The organism is Agrobacterium vaccinii (assembly GCF_021310995.1).
Taxonomy (GTDB): Bacteria; Pseudomonadota; Alphaproteobacteria; order Rhizobiales; family Rhizobiaceae; genus Agrobacterium; species Agrobacterium vaccinii.
Window position 1 is genome coordinate 1,050,919 of sequence record NZ_CP054150.1, and the last position, 12,601, is coordinate 1,063,519.

General features: G+C 55.6%; 9 protein-coding genes. 8 read left to right on the forward strand and 1 reads right to left on the reverse strand.

The window, feature by feature from the left end; genetic code table 11:
- Window positions 1–340: 340 nt before the first annotated feature.
- From rplJ to HRR99_RS05355, 7 genes are all read left to right on the forward strand, one after another.
- A complete protein-coding gene (gene rplJ / locus HRR99_RS05325) occupies window positions 341–859 on the forward strand; it encodes a 50S ribosomal protein L10 (RefSeq protein ID WP_062450732.1) in 519 nt (172 codons plus the stop codon).
- 58 nt (window positions 860–917) lie between these two features.
- Window positions 918–1,292 (forward strand): 50S ribosomal protein L7/L12, encoded by a 375-nt coding sequence (gene rplL, locus HRR99_RS05330; protein ID WP_111841240.1) that lies wholly within the window; start codon window positions 918–920, stop codon window positions 1,290–1,292.
- A 259-nt stretch (window positions 1,293–1,551) separates the two neighbouring features.
- Window positions 1,552–5,691, forward strand: coding sequence for a DNA-directed RNA polymerase subunit beta (rpoB, locus tag HRR99_RS05335; RefSeq protein ID WP_111841241.1), 4,140 nt, complete (start codon window positions 1,552–1,554; stop codon window positions 5,689–5,691).
- Between the two features lie 174 nt (window positions 5,692–5,865).
- Complete coding sequence (gene rpoC / locus HRR99_RS05340; protein WP_111841242.1) at window positions 5,866–10,074, forward strand: DNA-directed RNA polymerase subunit beta'; 4,209 nt, start codon at window positions 5,866–5,868, stop codon at window positions 10,072–10,074.
- Window positions 10,075–10,209: 135 nt separating this feature from the next.
- A complete protein-coding gene (locus tag HRR99_RS05345; RefSeq protein WP_233123039.1) occupies window positions 10,210–10,689 on the forward strand; it encodes a GNAT family N-acetyltransferase in 480 nt (159 codons plus the stop codon).
- Between the two features lie 94 nt (window positions 10,690–10,783).
- Window positions 10,784–11,008 (forward strand): antitoxin MazE family protein, encoded by a 225-nt coding sequence (locus HRR99_RS05350; protein ID WP_233123040.1) that lies wholly within the window; start codon window positions 10,784–10,786, stop codon window positions 11,006–11,008.
- A complete protein-coding gene (locus tag HRR99_RS05355) occupies window positions 11,005–11,328 on the forward strand; it encodes a type II toxin-antitoxin system PemK/MazF family toxin (RefSeq protein ID WP_233123041.1) in 324 nt (107 codons plus the stop codon). The genes HRR99_RS05350 and HRR99_RS05355 overlap by 4 nt, the downstream gene beginning before the upstream one ends.
- A gap of 34 nt (window positions 11,329–11,362) precedes the next feature.
- On the opposite strand, the gene HRR99_RS05360 is transcribed toward HRR99_RS05355, so the two are convergent.
- Window positions 11,363–11,656: a transcriptional regulator gene (locus tag HRR99_RS05360; protein WP_233123042.1), complete on the reverse strand. Its 294-nt coding sequence runs from the start codon at window positions 11,654–11,656 to the stop codon at window positions 11,363–11,365.
- Between the two features lie 521 nt (window positions 11,657–12,177).
- On the opposite strand from HRR99_RS05360, the gene rpsL reads away from it, so the two are divergent.
- Window positions 12,178–12,549, forward strand: coding sequence for a 30S ribosomal protein S12 (rpsL, locus tag HRR99_RS05365; RefSeq protein ID WP_003507760.1), 372 nt, complete (start codon window positions 12,178–12,180; stop codon window positions 12,547–12,549).
- Window positions 12,550–12,601 lie beyond the last annotated feature (52 nt).

Sequence of the window (12,601 nt, forward strand, 5' to 3'; positions counted from 1 at the left end):
TCAGGAGGCGCGGCACTTCAGATTTCCGGCTCGCAAGGGCCGGGAATTTCCAGGGCAACCTGGAACTCCTGTCCGAGATTGTAGGCGGCTCATTTCCTCCGGGATTTAAGCCTTAATCATTCAGCCTGCATGAGACGGGTAAGGCCCGGATTTTCGCATCCAAGGATGCTTAATAATCCGGTTCGAACCTGATGTGCCTGTGCCTGAAGCCGTTTGCGGCGACAGAGCGGGGGACAGGATCCTCAAGCGTCGCTTGAGATTTTGGCAACAAGGTCTCTTGAGGCAAAGGCAAACCCGATGGGTGCACATGTCATGTGCAGTCATCTACTGGAGACAGACAGTGGAAAGAGCGGAAAAACGCGAATTCGTCACGGAGCTGAACGAAGTCTTCAAGGCTTCCGGTTCAGTTGTCGTGGCCCACTATGCTGGTGTCACAGTTGCGCAGATGAACGATTTTCGTTCGAAAATGCGTGCTGCTGGCGGCACCGTCAAGGTCGCGAAAAACCGCCTGGCCAAGATCGCTCTTCAGGGTACGGAGTCGGAAGGGATCATCGATCTCTTCAAGGGACAGACGCTGATTGCATACAGCACTGACCCTATGATTGCTCCGAAAGTCGTCATGGACTTCGCAAAGACCAACGATAAAGTCGTTGTTCTCGGCGGAGCCATGGGTGCAACCACGCTCAACGCCGAAGCAGTCAAGTCGCTTGCGACCCTGCCTTCGCTGGACGAGCTGCGTGCAAAGCTGCTGGGCCTGTTTGCGGCTCCTGCAACGCGCGTCGCTACGGTTGTCGCAGCACCTGCAAGCCAGCTTGCACGCGTGTTCTCGGCTTACTCAAAGAAGGACGAAGCCGCTTAAGGCGGTTTTTCGCTGTAAATATTCAAACCGGTTCGAACCGAATTAAAGGAACTATGACATGGCTGATCTCGCAAAGATCGTTGACGACCTCTCCGCTCTGACAGTTTTGGAAGCTGCTGAGCTTTCCAAGCTTCTCGAAGAAAAGTGGGGCGTTTCCGCTGCTGCTCCTGTAGCAGTTGCTGCTGCCGGCGGCGCTGCTGCAGCTCCTGCTGAAGAAGAAAAGACTGAATTCGACGTCGTTCTCGTTGACGCTGGCGCCAACAAGATCAACGTCATCAAGGAAGTCCGCGCTATCACAGGTCTCGGCCTGAAGGAAGCTAAGGACCTCGTTGAAGGCGCTCCTAAGGCTGTCAAGGAAGCCGTTTCCAAGGCTGAAGCTGCAGACCTCAAGAAGAAGCTTGAAGACGCAGGCGCCAAGGTTGACGTTAAGTAATCTTGGAATGTTCGGGAGGCGGCGTTCGCGCCGTCTCCTGTCTTCATTTCTACTGGACTTATTACCCAAAAGCCGCGTGAAAATGGCTTTTGGGTAATGGGTTCTTCAAGAGAATGGTTTCGAACCGCGCTGTACAGGCAATCCGGCCTTACAATTCGGGACGTGAAACGAGATTGAAGATACTCATTGGATTGACGGGATCGACTGGCCAGCGGTTCCCGTCCGTTGCAGGCCCGGATGCAATTTTAAAGGAGCGACGATGGCTCAGACCCTTTCGTTTAACGGTCGCAGGCGCGTACGCAAGTTTTTCGGCAAAATTCCAGAAGTAGCGGAAATGCCGAACCTCATTGAGGTTCAGAAGGCTTCGTACGACCAGTTTCTCATGGTTGACGAGCCCAAGGGCGGTCGTCCCGACGAGGGATTGAATGCAGTCTTCAAGTCCGTATTCCCGATCACCGACTTTTCCGGTGCGTCGATGCTGGAGTTCGTATCCTACGAATTCGAAGCGCCTAAGTTCGACGTGGAAGAGTGCCGTCAGCGCGATCTGACCTACGCAGCGCCGCTTAAGGTGACGCTGCGTCTCATCGTGTTTGATATTGACGAAGATACAGGCGCGAAGTCCATCAAGGACATCAAGGAACAGTCCGTCTACATGGGCGACATGCCGCTCATGACAAACAACGGCACGTTCATCGTCAACGGCACGGAACGCGTTATCGTTTCGCAGATGCACCGTTCGCCGGGCGTCTTCTTCGACCACGACAAGGGCAAGAGCCACTCGTCGGGCAAGCTTCTGTTTGCTGCGCGCGTCATTCCTTACCGCGGTTCCTGGCTGGATATCGAATTCGACGCCAAGGATGTCGTCTACGCACGTATCGACCGTCGCCGTAAGCTGCCTGCAACATCGCTTCTGATGGCGCTTGGCATGGATGGCGAAGAAATTCTGTCGACCTTCTACACCAAGGCAAGCTACGAGCGTGACGGCGAAGGCTGGCGTTTCCCTTATCAGCCGGACGTGCTGAAGGGTGCCAAGGCTATCACCGAGATGGTCGATGCCGATACGGGCGAAGTCGTTGTGGAAGCCGGCAAGAAGCTGACACCGCGTCTGATCCGCCAGCTTTCCGACAAGGGCCTCAAGTTCCTGAAGGCAACCGACGAAGAGCTTTATGGCAACTTCCTCGCCGAAGACATGGTCAACTACGAGACAGGTGAAATCTATCTCGAAGCTGGTAATGAAATCGACGAAAAGACGCTGAAGCTCATCCTCGACACCGGCTTCACTGAAATTCCGATCCTCAACATCGACCACGTCAATGTTGGTGCCTACATCCGCAACACGTTGGCTGCAGACAAGAACGAGAACCGTCAGGAAGCTCTGTTCGACATCTATCGCGTCATGCGTCCGGGTGAGCCACCGACTATGGATTCGGCGGAAGCCATGTTCAAGTCGCTGTTCTTCGATAGCGAGCGCTACGATCTGTCTGCGGTTGGCCGCGTGAAAATGAACATGCGTCTCGACCTCGATGCAGAAGACACCGTGCGCACGCTGCGCAAGGAAGACATTCTGGCTGTCGTCAGAATGCTGGTCGAACTACGTGACGGCAAGGGCGAAATCGACGATATCGACAACCTCGGTAACCGTCGCGTTCGCTCCGTCGGTGAGTTGATGGAGAACCAGTATCGTCTGGGTCTGCTGCGCATGGAACGTGCGATCAAGGAACGGATGTCCTCGATCGAAATCGACACCGTGATGCCGCAGGATCTGATCAACGCTAAACCAGCAGCAGCTGCCGTTCGCGAATTCTTCGGCTCCTCTCAGCTGTCGCAGTTCATGGACCAGGTGAACCCGCTTTCGGAAATCACCCACAAGCGCCGTCTTTCGGCTCTTGGACCTGGTGGTCTGACCCGCGAGCGCGCAGGCTTCGAAGTCCGCGACGTTCACCCGACCCACTACGGCCGTATTTGCCCGATCGAAACGCCTGAAGGCCCGAACATCGGTCTAATCAACTCACTCGCAACCTTTGCCCGCGTCAACAAGTACGGCTTCATCGAAAGCCCGTACCGCAAGATCATCGACGGCAAGGTCACGACCGACGTGATCTACCTCTCCGCCATGGAAGAGGCCAAGTACTACGTTGCACAGGCCAATGCCGAACTGGACGCTGAAGGCGCATTCACGGAAGAATTCGTGGTTTGCCGTCACTCCGGCGAAGTTATGCTGGCACCGCGTGACAACATCAACCTGATGGACGTATCGCCGAAGCAGCTGGTTTCGGTCGCTGCGGCTCTCATCCCGTTCCTGGAAAACGACGACGCCAACCGCGCCCTCATGGGTTCGAACATGCAGCGTCAGGCCGTTCCGCTCTTGCGTGCGGAAGCTCCGTTCGTCGGAACCGGTATGGAACCGATCGTTGCTCGTGACTCCGGCGCTGCCATTGCAGCCCGTCGTGGCGGCGTGGTCGACCAGGTTGACGCAACGCGTATCGTTATCCGTGCGACGGAAGATCTCGATGCTGGCAAGTCCGGCGTTGACATCTATCGTCTCCAGAAGTTCCAGCGCTCCAACCAGAACACCTGCGTCAACCAGCGTCCGCTGGTCGCCGTCGGCGACATTCTGAACAAGGGCGACATCATCGCTGACGGTCCTTCGACCGACCTCGGTGACCTGGCACTTGGCCGCAACGCGCTCGTCGCGTTCATGCCTTGGAATGGTTACAACTACGAAGACTCCATCCTGATGTCCGAACGCATCGTTTCCGACGACGTGTTCACCTCCATCCACATCGAAGAATTCGAAGTGATGGCGCGCGACACCAAGCTTGGTCCTGAAGAAATCACGCGCGATATTCCGAACGTCTCGGAAGAAGCGCTGAAGAACCTCGACGAAGCCGGTATCGTGTACATCGGTGCGGAAGTTCAGCCTGGCGATATCCTCGTCGGCAAGATCACACCGAAGGGTGAAAGCCCGATGACGCCGGAAGAAAAGCTTCTGCGCGCCATCTTCGGTGAAAAGGCTTCCGACGTTCGCGACACATCCATGCGTATGCCTCCGGGCACGTTCGGTACGGTCGTCGAAGTTCGCGTGTTCAACCGTCACGGCGTCGAAAAAGACGAACGTGCAATGGCAATCGAGCGCGAAGAGATCGAACGTCTGGCCAAGGACCGTGACGACGAGCAGGCCATTCTGGACCGCAACGTCTATGGCCGTCTGGTCGACATGCTGCGCGGACAGGTTTCCATCGCTGGTCCGAAGGGCTTCAAGAAGGGCGTCGAGCTTTCGAACGCCGTCGTATCTGAATATCCACGCTCGCAGTGGTGGATGTTTGCCGTTGAAGACGAGAAGGCTCAGGCCGAACTCGAAGCGCTTCGCGGTCAGTACGACGAATCCAAGTCGCGCCTTGAACAGCGCTTCATGGACAAGGTCGAGAAGGTTCAGCGCGGCGACGAAATGCCTCCTGGTGTCATGAAAATGGTCAAGGTCTTTGTTGCTGTAAAGCGCAAGATCCAGCCAGGCGACAAGATGGCTGGCCGTCACGGTAACAAGGGCGTTGTCTCGCGTATCGTGCCGGTTGAAGACATGCCGTTCCTGGAAGACGGTACGCATGTCGACATCTGCTTGAACCCACTGGGCGTGCCATCGCGCATGAACGTCGGCCAGATTCTCGAAACCCACCTTGCCTGGGCTTGCGCCGGCATGGGTAAGAAGATCGGCGACATGCTCGACGAGTATCACAAGTCGCTGGATATAACGGACCTGAAGCGCGAGCTGACGGAAGTGTATTCCTCCCAGGCCAAGGATGAAGTCGCTCACTTCGACGACGAGTCCCTGATCCGTCTTGCCGAGCAGTCCCGCAAGGGCGTCTCGATTGCGACGCCGGTCTTCGACGGCGCGCATGAGCCAGACGTTGCAGAAATGCTGACGAGAGCCGGTCTCAATGAATCGGGTCAGTCTGTTCTGTACGATGGTCGTACTGGTGAAACCTTCGACCGTAAGGTCACCGTCGGCTACATGTACATGATCAAGCTGAACCACCTTGTCGACGACAAGATTCACGCTCGCTCGATCGGTCCATACTCGCTCGTCACCCAGCAGCCGCTTGGTGGTAAGGCGCAGTTCGGCGGACAGCGCTTCGGGGAAATGGAAGTCTGGGCACTGGAAGCTTACGGCGCGGCTTACACGCTGCAGGAAATGCTGACCGTCAAGTCTGACGACGTGGCGGGCCGCACCAAGGTTTACGAAGCAATTGTCCGTGGCGACGATACCTTCGAAGCCGGTATTCCTGAAAGCTTCAACGTTCTCGTCAAGGAAATGCGCTCGCTGGGTCTCAGCGTCGAATTGGAAAACTCCAAGCTCGACGAAGCCAACGCAGCGGATCAACTGCCTGACGCGGCGGAATAAGAAACAGAAGGGCAGGCACCTCACAGGTGCCTGCCTGTTTCGCCCGATGGCTTGCGCCTGACGGTAGAAACTTCCGCCGCATTTTGCGGTTAATCATGTTTTAGGCATTGGCCGGTGATGCGGACTGCACCGCGCCAGATGCAAGCAAGGGGCCAAACCCCTAAGGAGACAGGCATGAACCAAGAGGTCATGAACCTTTTCAACCCGGCTGTACCGGCGCAGCACTTCGATTCCATCCGGATTTCGATTGCCAGCCCCGAAAAGATTCTTTCGTGGTCGTACGGCGAAATCAAGAAGCCGGAAACCATCAACTATCGTACGTTCAAGCCTGAACGCGATGGTCTTTTCTGCGCGCGTATTTTTGGACCGATCAAGGACTATGAGTGCCTGTGCGGCAAGTACAAGCGCATGAAGTACAAGGGCATCATCTGCGAAAAGTGCGGCGTCGAAGTCACGCTGTCGCGCGTTCGCCGCGAGCGCATGGGCCATATCGAGCTCGCAGCACCCGTTGCCCACATCTGGTTCCTGAAGTCGCTGCCTTCGCGTATCTCGACGCTGCTCGACATGACGCTGAAAGATGTGGAGCGCGTTCTCTACTTCGAAAACTACATCGTGACCGAGCCTGGCCTGACTTCGATGAAGCAGAACCAGCTTCTGAACGAAGAAGAGTACATGATCGCCGTCGACGAGTTCGGCGAAGACCAGTTCACGGCCATGATCGGTGCTGAAGCCATCTACGAAATGCTGGCTTCGATGAACCTCGAGAAGATCGCTGGCGATCTTCGCGCGGAACTCGCCGAGACAACGTCTGAACTGAAGCAGAAGAAGTACATGAAGCGTCTCAAGATCGTTGAGAACTTCATGGAATCTGGCAATCGTCCCGAGTGGATGATCATGAAGGTCGTTCCAGTCATTCCACCGGACCTGCGTCCGCTGGTTCCGCTGGATGGTGGCCGCTTTGCGACTTCCGACCTGAACGATCTCTATCGTCGCGTCATCAACCGTAACAACCGTTTGAAGCGTCTGATCGAGCTTCGTGCGCCTGGCATCATCATCCGCAACGAAAAGCGTATGTTGCAGGAATCCGTCGATGCGCTGTTCGACAACGGCCGTCGTGGTCGCGTCATCACGGGTGCCAACAAGCGCCCGCTGAAGTCGCTGTCCGACATGCTCAAGGGCAAGCAGGGCCGCTTCCGTCAGAACCTTCTCGGCAAGCGCGTCGACTATTCCGGTCGTTCGGTTATCGTGACGGGTCCAGAACTGAAGCTGCACCAGTGCGGTCTGCCGAAGAAGATGGCGCTCGAGCTGTTCAAGCCGTTCATCTACGCCCGTCTCGACGCAAAGGGTTACTCCTCCACCGTCAAGCAGGCCAAGAAGCTTGTCGAAAAAGAAAAGCCTGAAGTTTGGGATATCCTCGACGAGGTCATTCGCGAGCATCCGGTTCTGTTGAACCGCGCACCGACGCTGCACCGCTTGGGCATCCAGGCCTTCGAACCCATGCTGGTCGAAGGCAAGGCTATCCAGCTGCATCCGCTCGTCTGCACGGCCTTCAACGCCGACTTCGACGGTGACCAGATGGCCGTTCACGTTCCGCTGTCGCTCGAAGCGCAGCTGGAAGCACGCGTGCTGATGATGTCCACCAACAACATCCTGCACCCTGCAAACGGTCAGCCGATCATCGTTCCTTCGCAGGACATGGTTCTCGGTCTCTATTACCTGTCGATCATGAACCAGAACGAGCCTGGCGAAGGCATGGCCTTCTCCGACCTCGGCGAACTGCATCACGCTTTGGAAAACAAGGTCGTGACGCTGCATGCCAAGATTCGTGGCCGCTTCAAGACTGTCGATGCCGATGGCAAGCCAGTCTCGAAAATCTATGAAACGACGCCTGGCCGTATGCTCATCGGTGAGCTTCTGCCGAAGAACGTCAATGTGCCTTTCGAGACCTGCAACCAGGAAATGACCAAGAAGAACATCTCCAAGATGATTGACACGGTCTACCGTCATTGCGGCCAGAAAGACACGGTCATCTTCTGCGACCGCATCATGCAGCTCGGCTTCACGCACGCTTGCCGCGCCGGTATTTCGTTCGGCAAGGACGACATGATCATTCCTGAAACCAAGGAAAAGATCGTTGGCGACACGGAAAGCTTGGTCAAGGAATACGAACAGCAGTACAATGACGGCCTGATCACTCAGGGCGAAAAGTACAACAAGGTCGTAGACGCCTGGGGTAAGGCAACCGAAAAGGTCGCGGAAGACATGATGGCCCGCATTAAGGCTGTCGAGTTCGATCCAGAGACCGGTCGTCAGAAGCCGATGAACGCCATCTACATGATGTCCCACTCCGGTGCGCGTGGTTCTCCGAACCAGATGCGTCAGCTGGGTGGTATGCGCGGCCTTATGGCCAAGCCATCGGGTGAGATCATCGAAACACCGATCATCTCCAACTTTAAGGAAGGTCTGACCGTTAACGAGTACTTCAACTCGACCCACGGTGCCCGTAAGGGTCTTGCAGACACGGCCTTGAAGACGGCGAACTCCGGTTATCTTACACGTCGTCTCGTTGACGTCGCGCAGGATTGCATCGTCAATTCCACGGATTGCGGCACCGACAAGGGCCTCACCATGACCGCCATCGTCGATGCTGGTCAGGTCGTTGCCTCGCTTGGCGCACGTATCCTTGGTCGTACGGCTCTCGATGATATCGACAACCCGGTCACGGGCGAAAATATCGTCAAGGCTGGCAAGCTGATGGACGAAGCCGATATCGCGACCATCGAAAAGTCCGGCATCCAGTCCGTTCGTATTCGCTCCGCTCTGACCTGCGAAATTCAGGTCGGTGTTTGCGGCGTCTGCTACGGTCGTGACCTTGCACGTGGTACGCCAGTCAACATGGGCGAAGCGGTCGGCGTTATCGCCGCTCAGTCCATCGGTGAACCGGGCACACAGCTCACCATGCGTACGTTCCACCTTGGTGGCACGGCCAACGTGGTCGACCAGTCGTTCTTGGAAGCATCGTACGAAGGTACGATCCAGATCAAGAACCGCAATAGCCTGCGTAACTCCGACAACATCCTCATCGCGATGGGCCGTAACATGTCCGTCACCATTCTCGATGAGCGTGGCGTCGAGCGTTCCTCGCAGCGTGTGGCCTACGGCTCCAAGCTGTTCGTGGATGATGGCGACAAGGTCAAGCGCGGTCAGCGTCTGGCAGAGTGGGACCCTTACACACGTCCAATGATGACGGAAGTGGAAGGCACCGTTCACTTCGAAGATCTGGTCGACGGTCTTTCCGTTCTGGAAGCGACCGACGAATCCACCGGTATCACCAAGCGTCAGGTTATCGACTGGCGTTCGACACCACGTGGTTCGGATCTGAAGCCTTGCATCGTCATCAAGGACGCATCCGGCAATGTGGCCAAGCTTGCACGTGGTAGCGAAGCTCGCTTCCAGCTGTCGGTTGACGCCATCCTGTCGGTCGAGCCTGGCATGAAGGTCTTCCAGGGTGACGTGCTTGCACGTTCGCCATTGGAAAGCGCCAAGACCAAGGACATCACCGGTGGTCTGCCGCGTGTTGCTGAACTCTTCGAAGCGCGTCGTCCGAAGGATCACGCTATCATCGCCGAAATCGATGGTACGATCCGCTTGGGCCGCGACTACAAGAACAAGCGTCGCGTTCAGATCGAGCCTGCGGAAGACGGTGTCGAGCCAGTCGAATACCTGATCCCGAAGAGCAAGCCGTTCCACCTTCAGGAAGGCGACTACATCGAGAAGGGTGAATACATTCTCGATGGTAACCCGGCACCGCACGACATCCTGGCGATCAAGGGCGTGGAGGCTTTGGCTTCCTATCTCGTGAACGAAATCCAGGAAGTCTACCGCTTGCAGGGCGTTGTCATCAACGACAAGCACATCGAAGTGATCGTGCGTCAGATGCTGCAGAAGGTGGAAATCACCGATGCAGGTGACTCGCATTACATCGTGGGCGACAGCGTTGATCGCATCGAGATGGAAGACAACAACGATCGTCTGATCGACGAAGGCAAGAAGCCATCCTACGGCGACCCGGTTCTTCTGGGTATCACCAAGGCATCGCTGCAAACGCCATCGTTCATCTCGGCTGCTTCGTTCCAGGAAACCACAAAGGTTCTCACGGAAGCTGCAATCGCCGGCAAGACCGACACGTTGCAGGGTCTGAAGGAAAACGTCATTGTAGGCCGTCTTATCCCGGCTGGTACCGGCGGCACCATGACCCAGATCCGTCGCATCGCCACAAGCCGCGACGAACTGATCATCGAAGAGCGCAAGAAGAGCACAGGCTCTTCTTCCGCAAACCAGATGTTGCAGGACATGACAGACAAGGCTCCAGCTGCCGAGTAACGGTGGCCAGGGCAGGGGCCTTGCCAGAGGCACCGCTTGCTGAAACAGAAACGCCCGGAGTGATCCGGGCGTTTTTTTGTTTGGGATTTATACGCAGTATCCAAATTGAACTTGTCACAATGAACAAGATTCCATGTGATATCAGGCAGCACCAGTAAAGAATTTCAAGGTGGTGAAGTGGCTGCAGAAATTAGACTTGCTCAACAGTCAGACGTGTCGGCTTTGTTTGATGTTCGAACTTCCGTTCGTGAAAATCATATTTCTTTCGAACGGCTTGCTAAGATGGGCGTCACTGAGACTTCTATTTCAGAGATGATCGCCGCCTCGCATTGTGCGTGGGTCGCAACTATAGGCGGCAAAGTGGTTGGGTTCTCTATGATTGACATTAGCGATGCATCGCTTTTTGCCGCGTTCATACTCCCTTCGCATGAAGACAAAGGTCTTGGGAAGAAGCTCGTTTTGGCTGCCGAAGAAGAGTTGTTCAAACATCACGCCGAAATTTGGTTGGAGACGGATAGGGATAGTCGCGCAGCAGGTTTCTATCGGCACCTCGGCTGGGGCGGAGAGCGTGAGGCTGAGGGAGGACAAATCCGGTTTACGAAAATTCGGCCTTGATGCCCCAGTCTGTAAAAGCCGCGAGACATAGCTGAGACTTTACAAATTCCAAATGCAGCTGTATTGTTACATGTAACGAGTATCGGAGGCTACCTTGGCAACGTCTGTCAACCATCGTGTACAGAAGCGTCGCGATGCTCTTCGCGCTTCTGGCCTTCGCCCTATGCAGATTTGGGTTCCTGATACGCGCCGAGCGGGCTTCGAAGCAGAATGCCGCCGTCAGTCCAGAGCGGTTGCTGCTTCAGACGCACTCGACACGGAATTCGACGCATTCACAGATGCCGCATTGGCTGATCTGGATGATGAGGTTTCTGAGTGAGGCGAGGGGATCTCGTAACGGTGTCTGTTTCAGGTGACTTTGGAAAGCCACGTCCTGCTGTGATCGTTCAATCTGATTACTTTTCAGATACAGCAACGGTGACAGTGTTGTTGCTTTCTGGAACTCTGGTTGAAGCACCGTTCATACGCCTGACAGTTCAGCCATCACCTCAAAACGGATTGACCAAGCCGTCTCAGGTGATGATCGACAAGTCAATGACTGTGCTACGAAACAAGTTAGGACCAGTATTCGGTCGCCTTGACGACGACATGATGCTTTCGATCACAAGATCACTGGCAGTCTTTATCGGTATCGCCTGAGCGCGCCAGTAAATGTGGCGCGCCCATCTCTTTATCAAGCAAACCTGATAATCGCCACCTCACCCTCGAGCGCGCCCTGATAGGCAGATGCATGCGGTTCCTCGTCCGGGATTTCCGTCAGCATGCCGATCTGGTCGAGGTCTGCTTCGAGGAAGCCTTCTTCGGAGAGGGCGTTCAGGGCTTCCCGTACGGCGCTGTCGTCGTCGGGTGCGCGTAGGATGATGTGGATGTCGATGCCTTTTTCGCCTTCGCGCTCATAGGCCTTGCCAATGACGATAAAGACCATGGCATCGTCGCGTCCGTTGTCGTTGTCTGGTTCTGTGATCATGACGCGATTCCTTTTCTGGCTATGATTTTGTGACGCAAGGTGAAGCCATGCCTGTGGCTCGTTTTCACCTCATGCCGTTATGGGAATCAATAGACGGCTTTTGTGAAAAGCCAAAGGCCGGATTGGAAAAACTGGACGGGGAGAGAGGGTTTATGTTGAAAGCCGCGCGAAATACTGTAGGTCAGGGGCTTGGGGCTGGTCCGCTGGGTACTAAATGCGGATTCACCCTTGACGAAAGCGGGGTAAAACAGTAGTACGCCCGCCATCGGAGCCAATGTGAGGACTGGCCATCTGGAACGACTCGTTCTGGAGATCACCTCAAACAAGGGTCCAAAAACACGTACGAAACACGAATGTTGCACGCACGACGTATCATTTACGTCCTCTGCATTGAGTGGTCCATCCGTGAAAACCGGATCGGGCCACGTTTTGCGCATGAGACTATGCGTGCGTCGTTGCCGGAAACGGTATAACCGCCATCCGAGAGGGTGGCTAAAGTAGTTTTTGCAAGGGATGGTTATATGCCTACCGTAAACCAGCTGATCCGCAAGCCACGTCAGGCACAGGTAAAGCGTAATAAGGTTCCTGCTCTTCAGGAAAACCCACAGAAGCGTGGCGTTTGCACCCGCGTTTACACGACGACCCCTAAGAAGCCTAACTCGGCTCTTCGTAAGGTTGCCAAGATCCGCCTGACCAACGGCTTCGAAGTCATCGGCTATATTCCTGGTGAAGGCCACAACCTTCAGGAACACTCCGTTGTCATGATCCGCGGCGGCCGCGTAAAGGACTTGCCGGGCGTTCGTTACCACATCATCCGTGGTGTTCTCGATACGCAGGGCGTCAAGAACCGTAAGCAGCGTCGTTCCAAGTACGGTGCAAAGCGTCCGAAGTAATTCGGCTTTAAACAATTTCCGGCGCTGCGCGAGGTTCTCCGCGTGATAAAGC